Origin of the sequence: Cohnella thailandensis (assembly GCF_014212135.1) — a bacterium.
Taxonomy (GTDB): domain Bacteria; phylum Bacillota; class Bacilli; order Paenibacillales; family Paenibacillaceae; genus Cohnella; species Cohnella thailandensis.
Genome location: NZ_JACJVQ010000019.1, coordinates 581,404 through 606,110, shown reverse-complemented (window position 1 = coordinate 606,110; position 24,707 = coordinate 581,404). Strand labels below are relative to the sequence as shown.

24 protein-coding genes and 1 rRNA gene are annotated in these 24,707 nt (G+C 51.5%); 20 read left to right on the top strand and 5 right to left on the bottom strand.

Annotation, left to right across the window (positions count from 1 at the left end; translation table 11 throughout):
• Nucleotides 1-93 precede the first annotated feature (93 nt).
• Nucleotides 94-210, top strand: a 5S ribosomal RNA gene (gene rrf / locus H7B67_RS23545).
• Nucleotides 211-291: 81 nt separating this feature from the next.
• Here rrf and H7B67_RS23540 read toward each other — a convergent pair.
• Nucleotides 292-744 carry a VOC family protein gene (locus H7B67_RS23540; protein ID WP_185122296.1) on the bottom strand — a complete coding sequence of 151 codons (453 nt, stop codon included), beginning with the start codon at nucleotides 742-744 and terminating at the stop codon, nucleotides 292-294.
• Nucleotides 745-915: 171 nt separating this feature from the next.
• Here H7B67_RS23540 and H7B67_RS23535 point away from each other — a divergent pair, with 171 nt between their 5' ends.
• From H7B67_RS23535 to H7B67_RS23520, 4 genes are all read left to right on the top strand, one after another.
• A complete protein-coding gene (locus H7B67_RS23535) occupies nucleotides 916-2,178 on the top strand; it encodes an erythromycin esterase family protein (RefSeq protein ID WP_185122295.1) in 1,263 nt (420 codons plus the stop codon).
• A gap of 65 nt (nucleotides 2,179-2,243) precedes the next feature.
• Complete coding sequence (locus H7B67_RS23530; protein WP_185122294.1) at nucleotides 2,244-2,399, top strand: hypothetical protein; 156 nt, start codon at nucleotides 2,244-2,246, stop codon at nucleotides 2,397-2,399.
• 61 nt (nucleotides 2,400-2,460) lie between these two features.
• Nucleotides 2,461-2,631, top strand: a complete 171-nt coding sequence (locus H7B67_RS23525; protein WP_185122293.1) for a hypothetical protein — start codon at nucleotides 2,461-2,463, stop codon at nucleotides 2,629-2,631.
• Between the two features lie 149 nt (nucleotides 2,632-2,780).
• Entirely contained in the window at nucleotides 2,781-3,494 is a 714-nt protein-coding gene (locus H7B67_RS23520) for a ferredoxin reductase domain-containing protein (RefSeq protein WP_185122292.1), read from the top strand.
• Nucleotides 3,495-3,522: 28 nt separating this feature from the next.
• Here H7B67_RS23520 and H7B67_RS23515 read toward each other — a convergent pair whose 3' ends face one another.
• The 3 genes from H7B67_RS23515 to H7B67_RS23505 are packed head-to-tail and all read right to left on the bottom strand — an operon-like array spanning nucleotide 3,523 to nucleotide 7,257.
• Nucleotides 3,523-4,644, bottom strand: a complete 1,122-nt coding sequence (locus H7B67_RS23515; protein WP_185122291.1) for a mandelate racemase/muconate lactonizing enzyme family protein — start codon at nucleotides 4,642-4,644, stop codon at nucleotides 3,523-3,525.
• 27 nt (nucleotides 4,645-4,671) lie between these two features.
• A complete protein-coding gene (locus H7B67_RS23510) occupies nucleotides 4,672-5,568 on the bottom strand; it encodes an SDR family oxidoreductase (protein WP_185122290.1) in 897 nt (298 codons plus the stop codon).
• Nucleotides 5,569-5,592: 24 nt separating this feature from the next.
• Entirely contained in the window at nucleotides 5,593-7,257 is a 1,665-nt protein-coding gene (locus H7B67_RS23505) for a thiamine pyrophosphate-binding protein (protein WP_185122329.1), read from the bottom strand.
• 164 nt (nucleotides 7,258-7,421) lie between these two features.
• Between H7B67_RS23505 and H7B67_RS23500 the strand changes: the two genes are divergently transcribed.
• From H7B67_RS23500 to H7B67_RS23480, 5 genes are all read left to right on the top strand, one after another.
• Nucleotides 7,422-7,820 (top strand): hypothetical protein, encoded by a 399-nt coding sequence (locus H7B67_RS23500; RefSeq protein WP_185122289.1) that lies wholly within the window; start codon nucleotides 7,422-7,424, stop codon nucleotides 7,818-7,820.
• 4 nt (nucleotides 7,821-7,824) lie between these two features.
• Nucleotides 7,825-8,421, top strand: a complete 597-nt coding sequence (locus tag H7B67_RS23495) for a gluconate 2-dehydrogenase subunit 3 family protein (protein WP_185122288.1) — start codon at nucleotides 7,825-7,827, stop codon at nucleotides 8,419-8,421.
• Nucleotides 8,418-10,004, top strand: coding sequence for a GMC family oxidoreductase (locus tag H7B67_RS23490; RefSeq protein ID WP_185122287.1), 1,587 nt, complete (start codon nucleotides 8,418-8,420; stop codon nucleotides 10,002-10,004). Before H7B67_RS23495 ends, H7B67_RS23490 begins: the two co-directional genes overlap by 4 nt.
• Before the next feature lie 363 nt (nucleotides 10,005-10,367).
• Complete coding sequence (gene hflX, locus H7B67_RS23485) at nucleotides 10,368-11,648, top strand: GTPase HflX (RefSeq protein WP_185122286.1); 1,281 nt, start codon at nucleotides 10,368-10,370, stop codon at nucleotides 11,646-11,648.
• 198 nt (nucleotides 11,649-11,846) lie between these two features.
• On the top strand, nucleotides 11,847-12,722 hold the full coding sequence (locus H7B67_RS23480) for a cation diffusion facilitator family transporter (RefSeq protein ID WP_185122285.1): 876 nt from the start codon (nucleotides 11,847-11,849) through the stop codon (nucleotides 12,720-12,722).
• 84 nt (nucleotides 12,723-12,806) lie between these two features.
• Here the strand turns inward: H7B67_RS23480 and H7B67_RS23475 are convergent, their stop codons facing one another.
• Complete coding sequence (locus H7B67_RS23475; protein ID WP_342592416.1) at nucleotides 12,807-13,598, bottom strand: YheC/YheD family protein; 792 nt, start codon at nucleotides 13,596-13,598, stop codon at nucleotides 12,807-12,809.
• A 273-nt stretch (nucleotides 13,599-13,871) separates the two neighbouring features.
• Here H7B67_RS23475 and H7B67_RS23470 point away from each other — a divergent pair, with 273 nt between their 5' ends.
• From H7B67_RS23470 to H7B67_RS23425, 10 genes are all read left to right on the top strand, one after another.
• A complete protein-coding gene (locus tag H7B67_RS23470; RefSeq protein WP_185122283.1) occupies nucleotides 13,872-14,567 on the top strand; it encodes a response regulator in 696 nt (231 codons plus the stop codon).
• 2 nt (nucleotides 14,568-14,569) lie between these two features.
• Nucleotides 14,570-16,027, top strand: coding sequence for a HAMP domain-containing sensor histidine kinase (locus H7B67_RS23465; protein WP_185122282.1), 1,458 nt, complete (start codon nucleotides 14,570-14,572; stop codon nucleotides 16,025-16,027).
• Nucleotides 16,024-17,175, top strand: a complete 1,152-nt coding sequence (locus tag H7B67_RS23460) for a TolB-like translocation protein (protein WP_185122281.1) — start codon at nucleotides 16,024-16,026, stop codon at nucleotides 17,173-17,175. Before H7B67_RS23465 ends, H7B67_RS23460 begins: the two co-directional genes overlap by 4 nt.
• 194 nt (nucleotides 17,176-17,369) lie before the next feature.
• On the top strand, nucleotides 17,370-18,782 hold the full coding sequence (locus H7B67_RS23455) for an ABC transporter substrate-binding protein (protein WP_185122280.1): 1,413 nt from the start codon (nucleotides 17,370-17,372) through the stop codon (nucleotides 18,780-18,782).
• On the top strand, nucleotides 18,775-19,644 hold the full coding sequence (locus H7B67_RS23450) for a carbohydrate ABC transporter permease (protein ID WP_185122279.1): 870 nt from the start codon (nucleotides 18,775-18,777) through the stop codon (nucleotides 19,642-19,644). Before H7B67_RS23455 ends, H7B67_RS23450 begins: the two co-directional genes overlap by 8 nt.
• A gap of 16 nt (nucleotides 19,645-19,660) precedes the next feature.
• Nucleotides 19,661-20,539, top strand: a complete 879-nt coding sequence (locus tag H7B67_RS23445; protein WP_185122278.1) for a carbohydrate ABC transporter permease — start codon at nucleotides 19,661-19,663, stop codon at nucleotides 20,537-20,539.
• Between the two features lie 16 nt (nucleotides 20,540-20,555).
• A complete protein-coding gene (locus H7B67_RS23440; protein WP_185122277.1) occupies nucleotides 20,556-21,698 on the top strand; it encodes an efflux RND transporter periplasmic adaptor subunit in 1,143 nt (380 codons plus the stop codon).
• A gap of 64 nt (nucleotides 21,699-21,762) precedes the next feature.
• Nucleotides 21,763-22,707: an alpha/beta hydrolase gene (locus tag H7B67_RS23435; RefSeq protein ID WP_185122276.1), complete on the top strand. Its 945-nt coding sequence runs from the start codon at nucleotides 21,763-21,765 to the stop codon at nucleotides 22,705-22,707.
• A 77-nt stretch (nucleotides 22,708-22,784) separates the two neighbouring features.
• The gene (locus H7B67_RS23430; protein ID WP_185122275.1) at nucleotides 22,785-23,474 is read left to right on the top strand and encodes a L,D-transpeptidase family protein; all 690 of its coding nucleotides are present in this window, start codon (nucleotides 22,785-22,787) and stop codon (nucleotides 23,472-23,474) included.
• Nucleotides 23,475-23,709: 235 nt separating this feature from the next.
• A complete protein-coding gene (locus H7B67_RS23425; RefSeq protein WP_185122274.1) occupies nucleotides 23,710-24,597 on the top strand; it encodes a M26 family metallopeptidase in 888 nt (295 codons plus the stop codon).
• The last annotated feature ends 110 nt before the right edge of the window (nucleotides 24,598-24,707 follow it).

Genomic DNA, 24,707 nt, shown 5'->3' with positions numbered 1-24,707 from the left:
CTAATCAGCCAGCACGGCAAGTGAGATTCTAATGAACGCTAACTCGTTTCGTATCCGGTTATCAAGGCGCAAGCTTTGACCAACTGAAGATGGTTTGGTGATGATGGCGGAGGGGTTCCACGCGTACCCATCTCGAACACGACCGTTAAGCCCTCCAGCGCCGATGGTACTTGGACCGCAGGGTCCCGGGAGAGTAGAATGTTGCCAAGCCGACAAGCAGAGAAAGCACCCAGCGATGGGTGCTTTTTTTGCTCAAACTATGTTAGAACCTGTGTTGATCTTTACGATCCCTTATTTATTCCCGAGTTGTTCTGCCAACCCGATTAGAAGTCCATCTTTTCCGCGAATGTAACAGAGCCGATACGAGTTCTCGTACTGAACCACTTCGCCAACGAGCTGCGCACCATGTTTAGTAAGTCTGGATACCATTTCGTCAATGTCTTCAACGGTGAACATGACGCGTAAATACCCGAGGGCATTGACAGGAGCGGCCCGGTGATCCGATATAGGAGGCGGATTGAGAAATCGCGAAAGTTCAATTCGGCTGTGGCCATCCGGGGTAACCATCATAGCGATCTCCACGCATTGCGAACCTAACCCGGTTACGCGACCAGCCCATTCCCCTTCGACCGTAGCTCGCCCTTCGAGCTTTAAGCCGATCTCCTCGAAGAAAGAGATTGCGTCATCAAGGGATTCTACAACGATGCCGACATTGTCCATTCTAAGTAATTTGTTATTTTCCATCGTTTTATCTCCTTATGTGTGCAAATTTCATCACAGAACAATGATATCTCCCTAAGTATAGAACATTAGTTCGTACAAATCAAAGCTCGAGTGTTCTTGTCATTCGCATAGCATATGGCCAATCCGAGCAAACTTACAGAGCCTATTCCATCCTGCTTTTGAGGTGAGCCGATGAACCGGAACGATCTCATGGAGAAAGTGAGCAGAATAGCACTGGCTTTTTCGGGCCCGCAGGACGCTCGCGAAATCATCGAGCGGGCAGAAGAGGCCAAGTTCGTGCTGTTAGGCGAAGCTTCGCACGGAACCTCGGAGTTTTACACCCACCGGGCTGCTTTATCCAAACGTCTTATCGAAGAAAAAGGATATCGCTTTGTCGCCGTAGAAGGGGATTGGCCTTCCTGCTATGCGCTGAATCGTTATGTAAAGGGTCATGCCGATTCCGGATCCGACGCGAAGGACGCGTTGAAGGATTTCGCCCGATGGCCGACGTGGATGTGGGCCAATCGCGAAATCGCCGAATTCGCCGAATGGCTCCGAAGCTACAATTCGGGCAAGCCCGAGGAAGAGAAGGTCGGCTTCTACGGAATCGACTTGTACAGCCTGTGGGAATCCATCCACGAGCTATTGCATTATTTGGAGTCGAAGGGCGGCGCGCAGCTGGAGGCGGCCAAGCGAGCTTTCGAATGCTTCGAGCCGCATGGAGGCGACGAGCAAAGCTACGCCGTAGCCGCGTCGCTGTACGGCGAAGGTTGCGAGGACGAGGTTGTCGATCTGCTCCGCCGATTGCAAGATAAGTGGAGAAACGCCTCGACTGAAGATCGCGAGAAGGAGCTTAACGCGGAGTTGAACGCGTTGGCCGTTCGCGGTGCAGAGAATTACTACCGGACGATGATCCGTCACGATGCCGAATCGTGGAACGTTCGGGACCGTCATATGGTCGACGTTCTGGAGAAACTGATGAAGTTCCATGGAGAGAATTCGCGAGCGATCGTGTGGGAGCACAACACGCATATCGGGGATGCAAGGGCAACGGATATGGTTGAGGAAGGCATGGTGAATGTCGGCCAGCTGCTTAGAGAGCGGCATGGGAAAGAAGTGTATGCCGTCGGGTTCGGAACTTATGAAGGCACCGTTATCGCCGGAAGATCATGGGGCGCGCCAGCTCAGGAGATGTCCGTGACGAGAGCGATGTCCGGAAGCTGGGAGGAATTGCTTCACCGAATCGGCCCGGAAGATAAGCTTCTTTTGTTCCCCTCTAACGACCTTACTGTGGACGAAGCCGTTCATGGACACCGAGCGATCGGAGTCGTTTATCATCCCGAGCGCGAGAGAGGCAATTACGTTCCGACGTGTCTATCCAAGCGATATGACGCTTTTATCTACCTCGACCGGACGAAAGCGTTGTCGCCGCTTACCTTGCCCGTGCATGCTTAACGTCTTGGAATAAGAATAAGATTGAGGCACAAACTAAAGAAAAAACGCATAAAGGGAGCCGCTTCATGACCAGTGAAAACAAAGAGCTTCGGGACTTAAAGACGGAACAAGCGGGAATGACGGATCATCACGAGACAAGAACAAGAAAAAAGCCGATTCAGATCGATCCTCCCGAGGTTAGTCCCGGGCCGTACAGCAAGAGCACTCTGGAAAAGGATTGAAAACAATTTTACATGGCACATTATTTATGCCATTAATAAATTAAAGGGAGGTTGAGTTTACGTGAGCAACAGCATAGATGCCATTCGCGCGGATCAGCAAAATTTTCTGGACAAGACAGAAGACGAAGTCAAGGAAGTTCCTTCAAGCACCCAAGGCGGAGAAGCTGTCGAAGCCATCGTAGCGCATATCAACAAGTATGATGAGCCAGAAGAGAAGGAACAACGGAAATAAAGTCAAGCGTAATCCGGCCTACGGGCCGGTTTTTACTTTTAATGAGCGAAATGGCTGTTGACACGACACCAAATGGTGACCTATAATCAATACGACACTGAAAGGTGTCCTATAAATATGCAATTTAAGCTAAGAAGGGAGAGGGGCTAGTGGGTTTTCTTCAAGATAATTTAATCCCCATATTCAAAAAAAGAGAATTAACGTTTAAAGAGAGCTACAAAGAATCGGATAATGTACATACCTTCGTGTTTGAAAAAGAGAAGGATATAACCTGGAAAGCAGGGCAGTACGGGTTGTTCGGCATTACCCATAAGAAAATAAAAAATGCCACGAAACCATTCAGTTTGGCATCGGCTCCCTCAGAGAATGTCATTAAGATTTCCACGATCATTCGCGAAAAACCGAGCGAGTTCAAGAAGGCGCTGTTGGAATTGCAGCAGGGCATGAAAGTGAATATGAGCGGACCTCTAGGCCCTTTTTATCTTAAAGATAACAGCCGGACGCTCCTGATCGCAGGCGGAATTGGGATAACGCCTTTCCGATCGATCCTAAAACAAGTAGAGGCAGAAGGGACGGAAGTCGGGAACCGAATCCATCTCCTCTACTTGGATAGCCAGAAGTCTCATCTTTTTAAAAATGAGATCGATGGAATTGCCGACAATACTTCGATGAGCATAACTTACCTTGATTCAAGTGATGAGCTTCATTCGGAGCTCGATAAGTTCATCGCCTTAAATAAGGACAATGGAAAATATTACGTTGCAGGTCCGAAGGCTATGGTAGGATCTATAACTACCTATTTGCAAAATAAAAAGGTATCCAAACGGAATATCACCAAGGATTCCTTTTTTGGGTATTCGTAATAGGACAGTAAACATTTCTTTTGACGAATTACAGATAGCTGCTTCCGTCCCAGCGGTAGTGGGCTAACTTGTCCATGTCGAGTTCGACGCCGATTCCGGGGCGATCCGGAAGCGTAATTTCCCCGTTGGCAGGTTGAATCGACAGCATATCCGTAAAAGGATTCTCCATGACGTCCCATTCCACGGGTTCGATGGAATCCGACTCCATTTTGCTCCATGGCGATAAGCAAGCTTGCGCATATAGGGCGTATAAACGAGATAAGGCGCCGTCGTAAGCGTGAGGGGTTATCCGAATGCCGTAGCTTCTGGCCATGCTTAACGTTTCCCGGTAAGCATCTATTCCCGCCATATGCAGAGGATCCGGAGTCAGGAAATCCAAGGCGTTCCGCGAAAGCAACGGAATAAACTCCGCTGCGGATATCAAATTTTCTCCTCCCGCCAACGGTACGAAGATGCGGTTTCTTAGAAAAGCATATTCCGCAAAATGTTGAGTCGGCAACGGTTCTTCGAGCCATAGCAGATTGGAACAGGACTGCAAGAAGGGTTGCCATTGAAGGGTCGCGGCCGCATCGTAGCTTTGGTTGGCATCTAAGGCTAGCTTGATTTTATCCTGCAGTAACGATTGGACGGAAGATAGATGAAGCAGATCTTCCTTGAAGCTTTTTCCTCCGATTTTCACTTTGATCTTATCGTAGCCCTGATGGATTGCGTTCTCTATACTCCTCAGCGAGCGTGTTTGCCAATCATTCCGATCCGTATAAGACTGAAACGAGGCATAGACGGGCACTTTATTGCGAAACTTGCCGCCCCACAGGTCGGTAATCGGCACCCCGCAAGCCTTGGCCATTATTTCGGTCAGGGCCATGCTTATGGCCGAGGCCGCGCGAGAATGCCATTTGTTCACGGTCTGAACCAGTTTGGTTCGATCCGCAATGGATTTTCCGATCAAGTAAGGAATAATTCGTTCCTGGAAGCCCTTGTGCAAAGTCGGAAGCCAATCGATGCATTCCCCCCAGCCTTCGACGCCGGTATCCGTGAGAATTCGAATCAGATAGCAGGATCGGTTCGATTTTAAGCCGTTGGCATCGCCGTAGGGTACTTTAAGACGATGGAAGAGAGGGAACGTTTCGATGTCCCGAATTATCGGCATAAGAGAGACCTCCTTCTCCGTAAAACTTCAACCGAAGACTCCGCCGGTGACATGGATGAGCTGTCCCGATACGTAGGAAGAATCCTCGGATGCCAGATAAACATAGGCGGGCGCGACTTCAAACGGTTGGCCCGCCCGCTTCATGGGCGTCTGCGCCCCCCATTGGGCTACTTGATCCGACGGGAAAGAAGCGGGGATGAGCGGAGTCCAGATCGTGCCCGGCACGACGCCGTTCACTCGGATCCCTTTATTGAGCAGCGACTTGGATAAGGAACGGGTAAACGCGACGATAGCCCCTTTGGTGGCGGAATAATCCATCAAGAGCTCATTGCCTTCATATGCCGTCAGGGAAGCCGCATTGATGATAGCGCTGCCCGGTTTCAAATGCGGCAAGGCGGCTTTGGTCAAATAGAAGATGGAGTAAAAATTGGTTCGAAAGGTTTGTTCCATCTGTTCGGACGTAATCTTCTCCAGACTGTTCTGCACGTGCTGTTCCGCGGCGTTATTGACCAAGATGTCCAGCGTGCCGTACTCGCGGACGGTTTGTTCGATCACTTGCTTGCAAAAGGATTCGTTGCCGATATCTCCGGCAATGGAAAGGCAGCGGCGGCCTCTCTGTTCGATCATGGTTTTGGTTTCGTTCGCATCGGAATGTTCGTTCAGGTACACGATGACGATGTCTGCGCCTTCTTTGGCGAACGCAATGGCGATCGCCCGCCCTTGGCCGCTGTCTCCGCCGGTAACGATAGCGACTTTATCCTTCAATTTCCCGCTTCCTCTATAGTTGGGGTTGTCGAATACGGGTTTCGGGTTCATGAGCGATTCGATTCCCGGCTGCCGATCCTGATGTTGGGCCGGATAAGGGGGAGCAGGCTGCAGTTGGGGCTGCGTTTGGTTCGGCGTTTGCGTTGTTGGCGTTGACATCGGTTTGATCTCCTTATCCAAATTTTATGGTGATGAAAAATCCGGATGCGGTATCCGGGCGGTAAGCACTTCCAACAATACCGGTATGGGACTTGTTTTCGACTGCGCCAGTGCCTGCTCCATTTGTTCGGCCGTTTCGATTCGATAGGATTTCCAACCGCAAGCCTCCGCGACTTTGGCAAAGTCCGGATTGGACAGATTCGTTCCTTCCGGCCTAAGCCCCTCCATCGTCATCTTGTCCCGCTCCATTTGAAGCGTACCGTTGTTAAACACGATAACCGTGATCGGCAGCCGATATCGGGCGGCCGTAACCAAGTCGGCCAGCACCATTCCAAGTCCGCCGTCTCCGGTTATGCAGACGACTTGTTGGTTCGGCGAGCAAAGCTTCGCCGCCATGGCGGCGGGCAGACCGAAGCCCATCGTTCGCCACCGGTCGGAGAGCAAGACATGCTGGCCTCGAGGTCGGAAGTTTCTTAGGAACCAAAGGGTGGAGTCTCCTTCGTCCAGGGCCACGATCGCATCTTCGGCAAGCGTTTGTTCCAGTATCCGAATCAAGCACGAAGGAGCAAGCGGGGAGCCGGGTTGATTGCGCTCCCTTTCATTTTGAACCGACCAGGTTTGTTTGCATTGCCGGATCCGGGTTATCCATGCCGGATTGGTCCGGTGATTGCTCAAGCCGTCGGTCAAATGACGAACAACGGTTGGGATATCGCCGGCGATCCCGATGTCTGCCGGAATGGCAGCCCCAAGGTCTGCCGATTTCTCGGCGATTTGAATGACGCGGGGATTATCAGGAACGGCGCCTTCGGGCCACCATGTCGTTTCTATGGCCAAGACGAGATCCGCCTGCTTGAACAATTCAGCGAGATACGGGTTGCCTCCCTCGCCGAGACCGCTCAACATAAGCGGATGGGCATCCGGAATGATACCGACGGCGCCATAGCTCATCGCCATGCCGCTTCCCCAAGCCTCCGCCAACGACTGGATTTCTTCGCGGCCGGATCGGGCTCCGCGGCCAATCAAGAGCATCGGCTGCTTGGCGGATTGCATGAACGGAAGCGCCTGCTGAAGCGGTTCCGTAACGGACGAGGGGAGTACCGCTCTATAAGGTTCACGCGGCTGAATAGAAGAGGGAAGATGAAACAGATCCTTGGGAACCGATAAGTGAGTTACGGTTCGGTTGGATATGGACACCAGCATCGCTTGCGTCAACGAGTCGACTACCGCATCCGGATGAACGACTAATTGACTATAGGAGGAGATGGGGGCGATCAGTTCCTGTTGATTGATATATTGCTTGTAAAAGGTACCGATTTTGTTTAAAGGAGCTTGTCCGGTTATGGCCAGCACCGGAGCTTTGTCTAAATAGGCGTCTCCGAGGCCATTGACTAGATTGGCCAGCCCAGGTCCCATCTGCGCAACGCAGACGCCGAGATTGCCCGTTAATTTGGCTTCGGCAGAAGCCATCATGGCGGCTGCGGACTCATGCTTGACGGCGATAAAGGCAATGTCGCTCTGCTTGGCCAAGGCATCCATCAATCCGAAAATGGCATCGCCCACGACTCCGTAAATTCGCTTAACTCCCCAAAGCTTGAGCTGCTTTAAAATAACCTCAGCAACAGTACCAGTGCCAGTACCAGAATAAGACCCCTGCGGCGGCAATGCTTCGATCGAATCCGGTTCTTTCATTGTCCGTAAATTTGGCATCCACCGGCACTCCTTTTGAATCTTTACCCAGCAGTATGCCAATCTTGTATTTTAATTATGAGCAGTATTTCCGGATATGGAATAGATTGTTGCCGCCGGGGAATAATCATTTCAGACTTTAGGGCATTCGGAAAAGAGGCGGCAACATGTATTGGAATATGTGGTCCATAGATCGAATTCTGATTTTGTTCGTCAGCGTGGCGTTTCTCGTCATCGGCGTTCAGGTGACGATGTTTCATTACCGGCAAAGCTTTCACAATAAAGCGATGTGGGTTCCGGTCATTTCCTCTCCCATATTCTTTATCGTCGGAATCGTATTGACCTGGTACAACGCGTCTTGGCTGCATACTTCGTTTACGGTGCTCATGTGGTTCGGAGTCGTTGCCGGATTGATCGGTTTTTACTTTCATTTCCGGGGAGTCGGGGTTCGGGTCGGCGGCTGGGCGCTGCGCAACTTTCTCATCGGACCGCCGATCACGCTCCCCTTATTGTTCTCCGCCATGAGCGTACTCGGTTTGATCTCCATCTACTGGAAAGCGCGGTGAACGTATGACGAATTTCGGCCATTATCCTTCCTTCGACGTGATGAAGGAGCAAGACGAATGGGATGACCATACCCAATCTATCGTCGCCTCCCGGTTGAAACCGCAAGGAAACTTCCAATTTCTCACCCACGCAGAAGCGGGGATGCTTAATCGGATCTGTTCGATCCTGGTAAGCGATCAAACGCCGGAAGTGATGAATTTCGTGCTCGGTCATATCGATCAGACTTTACATAAATCGCCTGGCGAAGGCCAGAGAAAAACAGGCGTTCCTCAGGCGCCCGAACTGATCAGGGAAGGGCTGAAGGCAATCGATCAGGGGACCCGGGAACGATATTCCGCCTCCTTCCTGGAGCTGGACAACGTACGGCAAACGCAGTATCTCAAGGACATCAGCGAATCGAAAGCCGAACCGCATCCGATATGGAGCCGAATTCCGCAAGAGCCGCTGTTCCAAAAGCTGATGAGCCTGACCGTAGAAGCGTATTGCTCGCACCCTAAGGTTTGGTCCGAAATCGGGTATGCCGGCCCAGCCTATCCGCGAGGGTATGTACGAACGGAGCTCGGACAAGTAGACCCATGGGAGGCGAAGCGCGAACCATGATGCAACGGAAATATGCAAACGAAGAAGTCGATGTCGTCATCGTAGGAGCCGGAGCCGCGGGAGGCGTGCTGGCGAAGGAATTGAGCGAAGCCGGCATGAGCGTCGTCGTTCTGGAGGCCGGTCCGTTCCGCGACCCGCAGAAGGATTTCGCCAGCGACGAGCTCTCGATGAACGATTTAGGATGGCAGGACACCCGGATCGTAGACGGCAAGGACCCATTAACGATGGGACACAACAATTCCGGACGAGGCATTGGCGGGGGAACGGTCCATTTTACGGCCGTGTTCTTGCGGTTTCAGGACGCCGACTTCAAAGCCAGGACGATAGACGGCGTAGCGGAGGATTGGCCGATCGGCTACGAGGATCTGGAGCCGTATTATTCCAGAATCGAGAAGGAGATAGCCGTTTCCGGACCTAAGCATTTTCCTTGGGGGAATTACCATGGTCCTTATCCTTACCCGGAGAGGGAGCCGCTTAGCCCCAATGCCTATCTCTTTATGAACGGGTGCGACAAGCTCGGCATCCGGTCTTCCGTTGCCCCGCTGGCGATTCTTTCGGCACCGTTCGAGGGGCGGCCTCCTTGCATCAATCGAGGTTTCTGCAACCAAGGTTGCATGCCGGACGCTAAATTCAGCACCTTGATCGTTCATATTCCGAAAGCCATCAAAGCGGGAGCCGAGGTTCTGGCCGATTGCATGGTCACGCAGGTGCTCATGGGTAAAGACGGAAGGGTACGGGGAGTCTCCTTCGTGCATGAAGGCTCGACGTACGAGCAAAAAGCGAAGGTTGTCATTCTGTCCGCATACGTCGTCGAAACGCCGCGGCTGCTGCTGAATTCCGCGAACGCCCAGTTTCCGAACGGGCTTGCGAATTCCAGCGGATGGGTCGGGAAGGGTATTATGGTTCATAGCAGCCAAGACGTGTATGCCAAATTCAACGACGAGATCCGATTGTATAAGGGCACGCCCGTCTTAGCCACTACCCAGGATTTTTACCGCAGCGACCCGAATAACAACTTTGTCCGCGGATATACGCTGCATGCGCACGGAGCCAGACCGGTCGGATTCGCCCAAGGAATCTCGAAATCGCAGGGCGGACCCGTGTGGGGCGAACGGCTTAGGGAGACCCTCCTGAATTATAACTACTACGGAAGAGTCACGATGGTGGGCGAAGTGCTCCCTCATGAGGACAATCGGGTTACGTTAACGGACGAGCTTGATTCGCACGGACTGCCGCGCGCAAAAGTGACGTTCAGTTACGGAGATAACGATACGAAGCTGATCGATCATGCGGTGGGCAAGATGAGCTCCATACTGGAAGCGGCAGGCGGGAAGGTCGAATTCGTGATTCCGGATACCGCTCATATGATGGGCGGATGCCGGATGGGAGACGACGCCGAAGCTTCGGTCGTCAACTCTTACGGACAAACCCATGACATTCCTAACTTGTTTATTTGCGATGCGAGCATATTCGTTACATCCGGCGCCGGCAATCCGACGAACACGGTGATGTCGCTCGCGCTGAGAACGGCAGATTATATCAAGGAAAAAGCGAAGAAGCTGGAGTTGACTAGTTCGGGTTAACCGACTTCGGCGCGCAATCGCGAATAAAGCCTATTCAAGGAAGAATTATTGCCATCCCGCTAAGTCCGTGTTAGAATGGCTTTACTTTGATTGGAACGGAGGGTTGCGTGTGATTGATTTTATCCGAGTTCGCTCTTTGCGCGGCTAATCGTTAGCGCCAAGGTTCTGCCTGTGTGCAGAGGACTCAGGATAAGTCTGTCTCATGCGACTTATACATGCGGAAGAGCGGAAGGGATCCCCCTGATGGAGGGGAGCTCTTGCCGCCGTTCCGGAGTCCTTTTTCCCGTACACAGAACGCACAGGCCATGGCGCCCGTGTGTTTTTTTGTACCTGAATTCCGACTTATGAAGGGGAGGACCCTATATGGAACAACCGAACAACCGCGCCGTTATCGTCGGCGTAAATTTGAACGACCGTCCCGGCTTCGCTTATTCGATGGAAGAGCTGGGCAATCTGGCGGAGGCCTGCGGCATCGAGGTCGTTGGGCAGCTGACCCAGAATGCGGAGAGGATCAACGGCTCGCACTACATCGGCACGGGGAAAATCGACGAGCTGTCCGCGCTCGCGCTAGGAGCCGACGTCTCGACCCTGATTTTCAACGACGAGCTGTCTCCTTCTCAGATTCGAAATCTGGAGAGCGCCTTGCAGAAGAGGGTGATCGACCGGACGATCCTGATCCTCGACATCTTCGCGGAACGGGCCCGTACCCGGGAAGCCCAATTGCAGGTGGAGGTCGCGAAGCTGCAGTATATGCTGCCCCGTCTCGTCGGGTTGCGCGAGTCGCTAGGGCGGCAAGGCGGCGGCTCCGGCCTGAAGAACAGGGGAGCGGGCGAGACGAAGCTGGAGCTCGACCGCCGGCGCATCGAGGACCGGATTGCCGCGCTTCAGCACGAGCTCGAGAAGCTCGTCGCCCAGCGCCAAGTGCAGCGCAAGCAGCGGCGCAAAACCGGCGTACCCGTCGTCTGTCTCGTCGGGTATACCAACGCGGGCAAGTCCAGCATCATGAACGCGGTGCTTCGCCGTTTCGTGCCCGAATCCGGCAAACAGGTGCTGGCCCAAGACATGCTGTTCGCCACGCTGGAGACGTCGGTCCGCTCGATCGAGCTGCCGGATAACAAGTCGTTCCTGCTCACGGACACGGTCGGCTTCGTCAGCCAGCTGCCGCATTATCTCGTCAAGGCGTTCCGCTCGACGCTGGAGGAAGTGACCGAAGCCGATCTTCTTATCCAGGTCGTCGACGTGTCCGATCCGGAATACGAGAGGCATATCGAAGTGACGAACTCCACCCTCCGGGAGCTCGGGGCCGACCGGATCCCGATGATCTACGCCTATAACAAAGCCGATCTGACCGATCATGCCTACCCGCAAGCGGAGGGGGACAAAGTCTTTCTCTCCGCTCGGGAGGACGCGGGTGTGGAGCAATTGATCGCGCTCGCGCGAGAGAGGATCTTTCAGGATTACGTGCAGGGCGAAGTCGTGATCCCATTCTCGGAAGGCCGGCTCGTATCCTACTTCAACGCCAACTCTCACGTCCGGTCGACCGAATACGAGGAGGACGGCACCCGTTTGAAGTTGGAATGCAAGAGAGCGGACTACGAGAAGTACAAGGAATGGTTCGTTCCACCGACGGTGGCTAAGGAATAGGTGGAATGGAAGAGAGCCTATAATCTCTAACCAAGGGGTTATTGGTTCTCTATTCCTGAGACCTTTGTTGGTAGGAGGCAAACTTGTTTGGCACAAGCTATTTTTTGATTCCAGTGAAAAAACGTTTCTCTAGACCCACACGAATTCCGGTTGATATCATGGAGTACGCGATACAATCGGAAGGGAGTTACCGGGAGAATGGAGCAGCAGCAGCGGTACGATAATTTAAAATTAGGCGAACGAGGCGCCATCGTAAGCATCTTAGCCTACATTTTCCTATCGGCACTGAAGTTAATAATAGGGAATCTATCCGGTTCGGAGGCCTTAAGGGCGGACGGCTTGAACAATGCCACCGATATCGTCGCTTCGATCGCCGTTCTCATCGGATTAAAATTAGCGCAGAAACCGGCAGATAAGGACCATCCGTACGGGCATTGGAAATCGGAAACGATCGCTTCATTGATCGCTTCTTTTATCATGATGGCTGTCGGGTTAGAGGTTCTTATCAATGCGGTTACGACCGTATTTCGCGGAAGCGAGCAATCGCCTGACCTGATCTCCATATGGACGGGGCTGTTCTGTGCAGTCGTTATGTACTTCGCGTACCGTTACAACAAAAGCCTTGCGAACCGTACAAAGAGCCAAGCCGTCATGGCCGCGGCCAAAGACAACATCTCGGATGCGTTAGTAAGCATCGGAACGGTGGTCGGAATCGTCGGTTCTCAGTTCAACCTGCCTTGGCTGGATCCCGTTACCGCCGTGTTAATAGGGCTAATCATCTGCAAAACGGCCTGGGATATTTTCCGCGAAGCCTCCCATCACTTGTCCGACGGATTCGATGAGAAAACGATTCAAGAATTCAGGGAGAAGGTACAGCAGGTGGAAGGGGTCGAAGCCGTCAAGGAATTGCGAGCAAGGTCTTACGGCAGCAACGCCGTCATTGACGTCGTCCTCTCGATAAAGAGAGACTTAAAATTCAGAGAAGCGCATGATATCGCTACCAACGTCGAAACCGAATTGAAGAAATCATCGGAAGTCATCGAAGTCCATGTTCATTATGAACCCTCGAAATAACTCATGTTAACGTATGAACGAAAATACGACATCCGGACCGGATTTTTCGGCGGATGTCGTATTTTTATAACTTCGTTCTACGTTTCATGGTACCGGCTTGTTATGGGCCGGAGGTATTCGTTTCAAGGCTCTGGCGTATCTTAGCACTTTACGCGATATGCTCTTGTCAGCTAAGTGACGGAAGATATAAGGATCGGGATTCGTGTTCAACTCGATGATCCATGGGCGAAGTCGAGTATCCAAGCCGATGTCCGCGCCGATCATGTTGAGACCGGGATAGGTGCGGCTGAGAGCTTTGGCGGCATCATAGCCGGCATTGGAGAGGGCCTTCTCGATTCGGGACAGCTTCTCTGCGGAAGCAAACGGCCTCAGCAATTTCCGAACATCCGTCGGTTTGCCGCCGCTATGGTAGTTCGTCACGATCTTCTTCGGGTGAGCGACCCTTCCGATCATAGCGGTCATCTCCCAAGCGCGCTTAGAATCGCGTTGAACCATGACGCGGATATCGAACCGGCGGCCCTTGTATTTCAGAAGATGAATTCCTTTCTGAACCAAATAAGGACGTTTGCGTTTGTCGCGCACGATAGACCGATACATGGATCGGAACGATGTAAACACTCGCTTTCGTTCGTCCGCCTGATAGGAATAGAAGCCGTTGCCTTGTTCCACGCGCATGACACCGTTGCCGTATGTGCCCGTTTCGGGTTTGATATAGACCATTTTATAACGGTCAAGCATTTCGCGCAGCGATTTTTCATTCATTCTGCGCGTTTCCGGCACCAGCCCCCGAACGGCGGGATCTTTTAAAATCGCCTTAGTCTTGAGCCATTTACTCAAAACGTTTCTTCGCGTGGATGTTCTCAAGCTTAGACACACCTCCTGCTTGCTAATGTATGTCTAGCCGCATCCCGCCCGATTCAGGCAAATGTAGCTCTTTCGTCTTTTTTTGCGTTTGAGTCATATATATCCACCTATTATTAAATTGTATTGCTTACCCATCATTCTCGTGTATACTACACTGCAAGAGAAATCGCAGGTCATGCAAGATTTAGAGACATTTTGTTGACATGTTGGTCAAGATTTGATGATATCTCTCCCTTATATTGAAGAGATTGCCGACCAAGTTTCACTCGAAGGAGAGGGAGTCTGGTGGAAAAAACAAAAATCCTGATTATTGAGGACGAAGAGGCGATTGCGGATTTGCTGGCCTATGGGTTAACTCGCGAAGGCTTCGAAATAAGAACGGCGCTCGATGGAGTAGACGGACTTCGACAATTGGAGAATTTCCGTCCGGACTTGTTGCTTCTGGATTGGATGCTGCCCGATATTAGCGGTCTGGACATCTGCAAGCAGGTGACCGCCCGCTATAATCTGCCGATTCTCATGATTACTGCCCGCTCCGATATTACGGATAAAATACTTGGCCTGGAATTCGGGGCGGACGATTATATTACCAAACCGTTCGACTTGCGCGAAGTGGTGGCACGGGTTCGGACGTTGCTTCGGCGAATCGCTCAGCTGCAAAATCACAAAGAAGAGCCTTCTAACGAAGTCATTCGCTTTCGCGATATCGCCATTCATCCCGATGAACGGCTTGTCACCAAAGCGGACGAGCCCGTTGAATTGACTCCTAAGGAATTTGATTTATTGATGGCACTGTACCATTCGAAGGGCAAAATTTATACGCGAGCTGAGTTGCTCGATGTCGTTTGGGGCTACGATTTTCCCGGAGAGATGCGAACGGTGGATACCCATATTCAGCGGCTTCGCAAGAAGCTTGATGCTGCCGACCTGATTACGACCGTCTTCGGCGTCGGTTATAAGTTCGAGAAACGGGCGGAATAGAGATGTTCAGGACGATAAGGGCAAAGTTTGTCGTCGGTTTTTTCCTTATTTTCAGCGTTTCCTTTCTCGTGCTCAACTTCGCGGTGGAAGAATACGTCCAACGAAGCAATCAGAAGCTCATCGCCTCGGACCTCATCGGGCTTAAAAACAATAGCAACATCTTCGTCAGGCAAGCTTTTCTCATCAATCATTATACGAACAACGATTCCTATTTCGGACAGATGGCTGAGGAGATGGTCAACGACCTGCATCGCGCAACCTCGAACGATGTGAGTGCCTATACCGTCGATGGCCGTTTGCACTATTCGTCCAACCCGACAATATTTACGGATATGCCGGCAGAGGACCTTCGATTGGCCACCGAGGGCAAAGCGGCCTTCACCATTATGCATAACGGCAGCAGGGGGACGGTACTCTTCTCCTATCCGGTTATCGTCGATGGCGTTAAAGTCGGCATCCTGCGATTTTCCAAAGACTTCTCGACCCTGTACGAACAGAGCAGTCAAATACGGCGGTTGATTTTTTATATTGCGCTAGCCATATTCGCGGTCGCTTTCCTGTTCTCTTATCTGCTTTCCCGGCACATTACCAGTCCGCTTGTGCAATTAACGCGCGCATCCACTTCGGTCATTAAAGGCAATTTGGATATTCGCCTCTCTTTCCGAAGAAAAGATGAAATCGGACGACTAACGAACAATTTTAACGATATGATTGCCCAAATCAGCAGGCAAATCGAGACGATCGCACGCGACCGCGACCGATTGAAGATGTTGAACGAACAGGAAAAAAGCTTTTTTGACAATGTCACGCATGAGCTTAAAACGCCTCTCACTTCCATCTTGGGCTATGCTGAAATCATTCGCGAGAATGGAGAGAACGATAAATCTTTTTTCGATAAAGGCATGCGGCATATCGTGGAGGAAAGCCGGAGGCTTCACGGCATGGTGCTTAACTTGCTGGAAGTATCGCGTAGAAAGATCGGGAATGACGAGGCTGAACCCGTAAAGATCGATTCTTTGCTTCATGATGTGTGCGAAACGATGGACATGAGAGCCAAACGCTACAAGAAGCACATTCGCCTTGAATCGGAGCCAGACTTGACGGTCCATGGACAAGCGGATCGTCTTCGCCAGCTCTTCATCAATTTGCTTGACAATGCCATTAAATATAGTTCCCCCCATTCCGAAATCATGGTTTCGGCTCGGCATACGGCCTCGACCGTTCACCTTGCCTTTAGCAATGTCGGAGAAACGGTGCCTCCTGACAAGCTGGCGAGCGTCTTTAAGCCTTTTTACTCGGGAGAACGCTCTAAGAAGGAGGATGGGAGTATCGGACTTGGTCTCAGCATCGTAAAGTCCATCGTAGAGGAGCATGGCGGGAGTATCCGCATGGAAAGCTTGAATCGTCGGACTACCGTCTTCGTCGAAGTGCCCGAAGCTGGAGGGAATGCGCAAATATGATTCACCGTTGGAAAAAAAACGTACCCCTGATAGCCTTCCTTCTCCTGCTGCCGCTGACAGGGTGTTTCGGACGCTCCGGCTATGAAACCATCGTAATTTCCGGAACGGAATTCGAACAAGAGATGTCCGAACCCGGAAGCCCTTTTCAGGTCCAAACGATATTTCGTCTCCCGGAAACCTTGGACAGCCGAACGGAATGGCTAGGCTGGTTGAATGAGGAAGATCTAGCAGGACTGTTGCCGGATGATGGAGGGCGAGCGGCCGAAGAAGCGCACAGACCGAATTTATTGCAGAGGCTGGCTCCGCCATATGATTCCCCTGTGCCGCTGGTCCGAGCAGCCGATTATCCTCCCGGAATGCTCCAACTGTCGCCGGATGGCCAATGGCTAGCCGGATTAGCAGGCAAAGAATTTACGCTGACCGCCATTCCGAATCAAGATGTCCAGCGTGTCGACGTCAATTTAAACCCTTCGCAAGAGATTTCTTCGAGAACATTGCGCTGGTCCGCCAATGATCAATATGTTTCTTTTATGGCAGCGGAGAACGGAAGCAACCAGGCTTGGATCATGGTCTACGATAGGACGAAGGGAGAACTTCAACCGATTCCGATCAATGGAAATCACAAAATCGAACAACCCGCTTCGGTAGTCTTATCCGACGATGGCAACCGTGCGCTGATCGATGACGGAACAAAGGTTTTCATGGCCAAGCGGAATGGAACGGATTTTGAGTTGCAATACGACCATGCCAGCGGCGCAACGGACAGCGTATGGGTGGATGACGACCGATTTCTGTTTTTGGGGCAGGATGGCACCTTATATCAATATGACGACCGGAACCGCGACCTCTCTATTTTGCTTGAAAAGGTAGGTTTTTTTAGCCTCTCGCCCGACCGGAAGTCGATAGCCTATACCCAACTGGAGAAGGAATCGGTCTTTGCGGGCAAACTGCAGGGAAACAATATCCTCTACTTGAAATCCGTTTACCAAGGCGTTATTCCGGAGCAGTTAATCTGGAACAGGGGGGGCGGCGCTTTGCTGATAGACGGCAGCAAGTGGTACGTTTCGTCCGATCAAACCGTCCCCATGCCCGTTCCTCCCGAATCAGGCGTGGCGCAGCGTCAAACGCTGGTCGTGATATTCCGATGAAATAAATCGGCGCGTTTCTCTTCGCTATTAAGAAGAACCATAAGCTCTCAGAACCATAAGCTCGCATGGAGCTTATGGTTCTTTTGTTTTCTAGCCGCCCTTTCGGAGACAATTTGTTCACAACTGAACGACGATTTGGAGACATCTGTTTTGTATAGTGAGATTCTATCCTACGAACAAAGGAGCAAGACAGGATGCCAAAATGGAGTTGGAAGTGGATTACCCTTTCTTTAGTAACCTTATCCTTGGCCGCGTGCAATGCCACTCCCGGCACCGACGGCAGCCAAGAGAATACCGGCGCGGATCAGGAGACAAACCAGACTCGGAACGCTTCTGCCGGAACAGGCAACGCGCTCGATGACCCTTCTTCCGGAGAGCGCAAAACGATCGTGTTCTCCGCCTTCTGGCCGAACGAGCAATACGAGCAGGCCAAAAAGGAATATGAAGCCACTCACCCCGATATCGAAATCAAGCTTCAATACGGCTTATCTACCCCCTATAGCGATGAGGGCGGAGACGAAGCGCAATTGAATGCGGATATGGAGAAGTACATCACTTCGACGAATGCGGCCATGCTGGCAGGCAAAGGCCCCGATCTTATGGATCTTCGATACCTGTCCGCAGAGGACTATACCGCTCATCGTCTGCTGGATGAATTGGGGAAACGAATGGATCAAGACCAAACATTCGACAAATCCGATTATTTCACCCATGTGCTGGAGAGCGGAAGGAACGAAGAGGGGTTGTTCAGCGTTCCGTTGACGTTCAGTCTTGGCGGCATGATCGGCGACCAGGCTGCCATTGCCCAAACCGGCGTCAAGATCGATGACCGGAACTGGACATGGAACGACTTCATTGCCACGGGTCAGAAGCTGCTCGCAGCCAAAGGTCCCTATAAGACTGTCATCGGCAACGGGGAAGGGATGATCGCCGCGGCCGGTACCGACTTCTTCGTTAGAAGCATTGTGACCGATAACTATGGATGGTTCGTGGACGAGGCCAAGCGGAAGGCCAGCTTTGATTCCCAAGACTTCTCCGAACTGCTGAAGCAGATCAAAGGCATGTTCGACGATGGGATTATCGCCGGAGGACCGGCTTATTTCACGAATGTCACGATCAATTCCCCAACGGACTACCTGACCAGCTTGCAGGCGTTCGGAGATCAAACCGCTTTCTATGCCAAACCTCATGCGACAGGCGCCGCGGCGGGAGCTGCTTTCACTAAGGAATATAACCTTGGCATAAACGCGAAGTCTAGCGTGAGAGACGAATCGTGGGAGTTTCTGAAGTACTTAATGAATCATACCTCGTTTGGGTTTCCCATAAATAAGCAGCGCTATATGGAGGATGTTCAAGAGCTGAAGGATAAGGGAACCATCGCCCCCGATAAAACGGGACCTTTGCAAGGAAAAGAGTTCCGGGTGGATGCGGCTAAGCTCGATCGGCTCGAAGACTTCGTTAATCAAGCGGCTCAGGAAAGAAACGAATCCGGCAAAGTGTTGGACATTGTCGTCGCGGAGTCCGCAGCCTATTTTGCCGGACAGAAATCTGCCGAAGATGTCGCCCGGCTGATTCAGAACAAGGCGAATACCTTGTTGAATGAGTAAGGGGCGCTTGCGCGGAGACGGGTTCGTCGCCGCGATCTTCTTGGCGCCAAGTTTGATCGGCTTTTCGATGCTCTACCTTCTCCCTTTTCTGATCGGGCTATACGAATCTTTTACGGATGGGACTCCCGGAGGCTCTATTGTCGGATTAGAGAACTACATAGAGCTGCTGCGCAGCGGCTCTTTTCGGAAGGCTGCGCAGAACACGCTCTTGTTCACCGGCATCGGCGTTCCCATTCTCATTGCTTTATCCTTAACGCTCGCCGTGTTGCTTAACAGAGTACTTTACTTTCGAGGATGGATTCGCACTTCGATCATGCTGCCGCTGGTCGTGCCCGTCGTTTCCGTCGTGACGGTCTGGCAGATTCTATTCGATTGGAACGGAAGCCTAAACGCTTGGTTCGATCGGGTGGGGCGGGCAAGAGTAGATTGGATGCAGTCCTATTGGTCGATGAGCATTATTGCGGTCATGTATGTATGGAAAAACATCGGCTACAATATGATTTTATTTCTGGCAGGGCTGCAATCGATCCCGAGGGATTACTACGAGACGGCTTCTCTTGAAGGCGCGGGAAGGCTCTATCGATTTCGCCATATAACGCTTGTCTATTTATCGCCGACGATGTTCTTTGTCTTGTTGATCTCGGTCATCAACTCGTTCAAAGTCTTTCGGGAAACCTATCTGCTGGCCGGAGATTATCCTTATGATCGATTGTACATGCTCCAGCATTACATGAATAACATGTTCTTCTCCTTGAATGTTCAAAAATTGACGGCGGCAGCAACGCTCATGTTCGGCTGCATCCTCTTGCTGGTGTCGGGATTGCTTCGCGTCGAACGACAGTTTCGCGAGTTTACCGACTAATACAGGAGGACGATAAATGGCGCATCAAACCCGATTGTCGAGGCTCTTGCTATCCCTTGCGCTAGGCGCATTCGCTGCCGCGATGCTGTTCCCCATTGCTTTCACCGTGCTGAATTCATTCATGACGGAGGAGGAGATCGGACGGAATTACGATTTGCTCGGGAAGATGGCCGAAGCTCCCGCCGGCGGACAGGCTGCATTCGTTAATCTGAAGCTGCTGCCGGATTGGTTGACGATTCGGCAATATGCGCAGGTGTTGATCCTAAGCCCGAAGTTTCTGAGGATGTTCTGGAATTCGATAGCCCTCGTGCTTCCGATTGTCGCAGGGCAGACACTAATCGGTTCTTTGGCCGCATATGCATTTGCCAAGCTTCGGTTCTGGGGGCGAGATCAGTTGTTTCTGGTTTATGTGATGACGATGCTGATGCCGTTTCAGGTAACGCTCGTACCCAACTATTTAATCATGGATCGGCTCGGACTGATGGATCACGAGTTGGCTATTATATTGCCTGGCATCTTCGGCGCTTTCGGAGTCTTTATGATGCGGCAGTTTATGTCCCATATCCCTTATGCGCTGATGGAAGCGGCCAAGATGGACGGCGCCGGTCATGGGATTATTTTCGCGCGGATCCTGCTTCCGCTTGCCAAGCCCGGGTTGGCGGCGCTTGCGGTGCTGCTGTTCGTCGATTACTGGAATATGGTCGAACAACCGTTGATCTTTCTGCAAGATGCGGCGAAACAGCCGCTATCGCTGTTCTTGGCGCAAATCAATCAATCGGCGCGGGGCGTTGGCTTTGCCGCGTCCGCGTTGTACATGGCCCCGATGGTCTTGCTATTTCTTTATGCGGAATCTTATTTCGTGGAAGGCATTCAGCAATCGGGCATCAAAGGATAATTCGGGAGTGACGGTCATGGAAGAGAGGATGACTTCATCCAGGAGAAAAAAGCTCCGGTTGCTGACAGGCCTGTTCTTGGCATTGCTGGTTGGATGTACGCTTGCCGGAAACACGCTGAGAAACTTGGCGCTGCCGAGAGTGTATCTCGCTTCCGCCGGTTCGGGAACGATTCTTCATCCATACGAGGGCACGGCGACTGTCATGCCTAAGGAATCAAAAGAGATTGTGAATCCGGCAGGCTGGAAGGTCGCGCGGATCCTTGTCAAAGCAGGCGATCCTGTCACGCAAGGCCAACCGTTGATCGTGTATGACGACAGCGAGACCAGAGAACAGTTGCTGGACATGCAAACGGAATTGAAAAAATCAACCTTGTCCATGAGCCTGCTGCAAAGCAATTATAGGGAAGCGGCGATAAGCGGCGACGAACAAAAGAAGGAAAATGCCAGAGTCGCAATCGAAACGGCCAAGCTCGATCTTTCCACGCAGCAGCGCCATATCCAGCAACTGGAGAAGGACCTTGCCGAGAACCGACAGTCCGTTGCCCCGTTTGACGGCGTCGTTACCCGGCTTAATGCCGCGGTCGGTTTCGCTTCATCAGGCTCGCCAGAGCTCGTCCTGACGGATTCTGCCAAAGGGTTCGCAATCGAATGCCAAATCCCGGGAGATGTCGCGAATTTGCTGGAAATCGGAGAAGATCTAGACCAAATCTCGTTAATAGGCAGGGATAGCAGACAACTTACAGGCGCGATTGTCGACATCAAGGAAAGCTTGCCGGAGCAAGTCAATTCCTCGTCCGGAGGAAATACAGGGGAGCTTCCGTCCGTCTTGCCCCACAGCGTCGTCAGGATTGAAATAAAGGATACGAAGCTGCAAGGCGGAGAGCGCGTGAAGATCGCCATTTCCAAAGAGAGCGAAAATTCGATGATTACTGTGCCGAACGAAGCCATTCACTATGATGAGCGCAGCGCATACGTCTTTACGCTAGATACCGACAGCGGACCGCTGGGCAACGCCTATCGCGCGGTGGAAACACCCGTTACGATTGCCGACAAAAATTCGTTCGTCGCAGGGATTTCCGAAGGATTGTTTCCTCAACAAGAAGTTATTTTGCATAGCGCGAAAGACTTCCTGATGGACGGCATGCGGGTAAGACGGTAAAAGATAAGGCGAGCTGGCGAGAATAATAGATTCCGACCGAATATCCTATGAAGGAGCAATTCACATGAATAGAAATAGATTTTCTAGCAGAAGCGCAGGGTTACGAGCGTTGACCATTCTCTTTCTCGTTGCCGCGCTTGTTTCCGCCGTGGGTTGTACAAGCCAATCCGATGACGAACCGGATCAACAGGCCATATCGACAACGCCAATATCAAGTGTCCAGCCAACGGATACGATTAAACAGGAGACCCCGCCAACGGATGCGCCCCAAGCGCCCGAGTTTCCTCCGGTTCCATATGAATCCGCTTGGCCTGACCGAACGGTACTATCGGATAAGGGGTATCCGGTTAATAGCTGCGTTCCCGAAGAACTGCGATCTCATGCTGCGACGTTAAAGACGAGCGATGGGATGTATCTTTCGGCGCTTGTCTTGGGGAGCGGTACCGACGGCATCTTGCTCGCCCATGAGCAAGGCTACAGCATATGCTCTTTTCTCGATATGGGAACCGAATTGGCCGAACAGGGATACCTGGTCGTGCTTCCCGAATATCGGGCTCATGGGGCTTCGCAGCAAACGGATAACACGGATTCCATTGACCTTGACGCCGAAGCCGCCCTTAATGAACTCGAACGCCAAGGAGCGGAACGCGTTTTCCTCGCAGGCGCTTCTTGCGGAGGGACGACAGCCATTATCTCTGGAGTCCGTCAACAGCTGCCCATCCAGGGACTTCTTATCCTCTCTTCCCCCGCACAATGCGGTCCGACCTTGGATGCCATTCCAAGCGTCAAACAAATAAGCGCCCCTTCTTTGTTTGTCGTATCCCCGGGAGACATGCTTGGAGCGGTTGAAAAGCAGGTTCGCCAGTTGTACGAAGCCTCCGGCGCGGAGCAGAAAGAACTCGTCATTGACGAGAGCGGATTTCACGGCACGGATATGTATAAAAGAGGGGAGAATGGCGATGAACTACGAACCCGAATAGTGGATTTCATAAAGGCAGCGTTTCAATAATCAGGGAAAGCATTGAATGTTTGCATGATTTCCTGGATTCTGGTCAAGCTAACGGAAAATAAAACAGGTGAGTGGTAATGAACCGATACCGATATCAAATATGCGGCACACTGATCATTTTATTTTTCATCCAAGCATTCCTGCCGATACATACCCATGCGAGTCCAGCGCTTCCGATCGTCAAGGATAACGGACTTATTACGATTGAAGTGTATCCGCAGCGACATCGGCTTGTCGTTTATCTGGACCATATTCCTTATAAAAGCTTCTCGGTAGCAGTCGGCAACCCTTCCACGCCAACTCCCGTCGGAGAATATATCGTCACCTATAAAGGGAAAAATTGGGGACCTTCCTTCGGAACCCGTTGGATCGGCTTGAATGTGCCTTGGGGAACGTACGGAATTCACGGAACCAACAAACCTTACTCCATCGGCCAACATGCCAGCCACGGATGCATTCGCATGAGAAATCGCGACGTCGAGGAATTATACGAAATGATTCCTGTCGGAACGAAAGTGACCATATTCGGTCACGTGCTTGGCGAAGCGAATCAAGAACCGAGATTGGTAAGCGAAGGAGACGTCGGGGCTGAGGTTCAGCTCGTTCAGAACAGATTGCAAAGCGCGGGATATTTTCACGGTCCATGCGATGGAAAGTTCAGATCTTCCACGACGATAGCGCTTAAAGAATTTCAACGGCGGAACGGTCTCATCCCGAACGGTGTCGTTACTCTGGAAGTATACGAAAAATTCGGTCTGTTGGAATGATTCAGGATTGTAATTTGGAATAAAACGGATATCCCTTGACTGGCAGCCGATCGCTACGATCGGCTGTCGTTTTTAATGCCGCTGATTTTTTAACGAATACTTCAAAAACCGACAAACATCACAACCCCATTATTATACTATTATACCTGTATTTACTATTCTAGTTCTTTAGGGGGGGGCAGTAGAGAGGTTCTGAATGTTGTTAGGCCTTCAAAATGAATAAGGAGTTGGTCGCGTGAAAAGATTATTGACGGTTATTATGGCAGTCGTTATGGTTTTCTCGTTAGCTAGTCAAGTTAATGCAGCGGAAGGGGAAGCGGGTACATGTGAGCAAACCGGTGACGGATCAAAAAAATCGCCTTACGTCTTATGCAGTTACGAGGACTTTCAGTTGCTTCATTTGAATCCGTCCGCGCATTTCGAGCTGGGTCAGGATCTCAATCTTAGTTTCCTGGAATTGATTCCTGTAGATAGTTTCACAGGCGTGTTGGACGGAAATAATCACGAGCTCTTAGGTTTCCGCGGAGTGGGGAACGGGTTGTTCAGCCGTATCGAAGCAGGCGGCGTAGTCAAAAATTTAAGGATTGAGAGTGCCAGCATTATAGGAAATTATCAGCTCGGCGCCATCGCAGGGCAAAATTACGGAACCATTGACAACGTGGAAATTCAAGGTACTAGCGTAACCGGACTGGGTTCTATTGGAACTATTGCCGGTTATAATAACGGTATTATTCGAAATAGCCGTACCTTGTACTACGTATGGGTCACCACCGCTTCCGTAGGAGGCGGCATCGTGGGTACCAATGATGTCAATGGGGTTATCAAGAATTGTTCTACAGAAAAAGCGTCGGTCACCGGCGATTCTCATCTTGGCGGAATAGCGGGCGACAACTCCGGTAAGATAAAGGAATCGACCGCTTACGGCGTTATAAACTCCTCTTCCACTGGGCCGGCTTACGTCGGAGGGATTGTCGGGTACAACAACCTAGGAGGGAAAATCCGCAAATCGGAAGCCAATTCTTCTATAAATTATCGCTCGAACGAGTTCGTCGGCCTCGTATACGGCAAAAACGATGGTATCGTGAAGCAAAGTGCCGGCTACGGCGAATTACTTCCGTATTAGTTGTAGAACAAGCCGCTTCATCAACGGATGAGGCGGCTATTTTTATCGCTCGCTATTTGGCCAATGTAACACATCAGCTTCGCCTACAATATAATGAGCCTAGAAATCCA

Bases quoted from the DNA above. Each gene is read 5' to 3' on its own strand.
- H7B67_RS23540 (WP_185122296.1), bottom strand. From the start codon at position 744: ATGGAAAATAACAAATTACTTAGAATGGACAATGTCGGCATCGTTGTA.
- H7B67_RS23535 (WP_185122295.1), top strand. From the start codon at position 916: ATGAACCGGAACGATCTCATGGAGAAAGTGAGCAGAATAGCACTGGCT.
- H7B67_RS23530 (WP_185122294.1), top strand. From the start codon at position 2,244: ATGACCAGTGAAAACAAAGAGCTTCGGGACTTAAAGACGGAACAAGCG.
- H7B67_RS23515 (WP_185122291.1), bottom strand. From the start codon at position 4,644: ATGCCGATAATTCGGGACATCGAAACGTTCCCTCTCTTCCATCGTCTT.
- H7B67_RS23510 (WP_185122290.1), bottom strand. From the start codon at position 5,568: ATGTCAACGCCAACAACGCAAACGCCGAACCAAACGCAGCCCCAACTG.
- H7B67_RS23505 (WP_185122329.1), bottom strand. From the start codon at position 7,257: ATGAAAGAACCGGATTCGATCGAAGCATTGCCGCCGCAGGGGTCTTAT.
- H7B67_RS23500 (WP_185122289.1), top strand. From the start codon at position 7,422: ATGTATTGGAATATGTGGTCCATAGATCGAATTCTGATTTTGTTCGTC.
- H7B67_RS23495 (WP_185122288.1), top strand. From the start codon at position 7,825: ATGACGAATTTCGGCCATTATCCTTCCTTCGACGTGATGAAGGAGCAA.
- H7B67_RS23490 (WP_185122287.1), top strand. From the start codon at position 8,418: ATGATGCAACGGAAATATGCAAACGAAGAAGTCGATGTCGTCATCGTA.
- hflX (WP_185122286.1), top strand. From the start codon at position 10,368: ATGGAACAACCGAACAACCGCGCCGTTATCGTCGGCGTAAATTTGAAC.
- H7B67_RS23480 (WP_185122285.1), top strand. From the start codon at position 11,847: ATGGAGCAGCAGCAGCGGTACGATAATTTAAAATTAGGCGAACGAGGC.
- H7B67_RS23465 (WP_185122282.1), top strand. From the start codon at position 14,570: ATGTTCAGGACGATAAGGGCAAAGTTTGTCGTCGGTTTTTTCCTTATT.
- H7B67_RS23460 (WP_185122281.1), top strand. From the start codon at position 16,024: ATGATTCACCGTTGGAAAAAAAACGTACCCCTGATAGCCTTCCTTCTC.
- H7B67_RS23455 (WP_185122280.1), top strand. From the start codon at position 17,370: ATGCCAAAATGGAGTTGGAAGTGGATTACCCTTTCTTTAGTAACCTTA.
- H7B67_RS23450 (WP_185122279.1), top strand. From the start codon at position 18,775: ATGAGTAAGGGGCGCTTGCGCGGAGACGGGTTCGTCGCCGCGATCTTC.
- H7B67_RS23445 (WP_185122278.1), top strand. From the start codon at position 19,661: ATGGCGCATCAAACCCGATTGTCGAGGCTCTTGCTATCCCTTGCGCTA.
- H7B67_RS23440 (WP_185122277.1), top strand. From the start codon at position 20,556: ATGGAAGAGAGGATGACTTCATCCAGGAGAAAAAAGCTCCGGTTGCTG.
- H7B67_RS23435 (WP_185122276.1), top strand. From the start codon at position 21,763: ATGAATAGAAATAGATTTTCTAGCAGAAGCGCAGGGTTACGAGCGTTG.
- H7B67_RS23430 (WP_185122275.1), top strand. From the start codon at position 22,785: ATGAACCGATACCGATATCAAATATGCGGCACACTGATCATTTTATTT.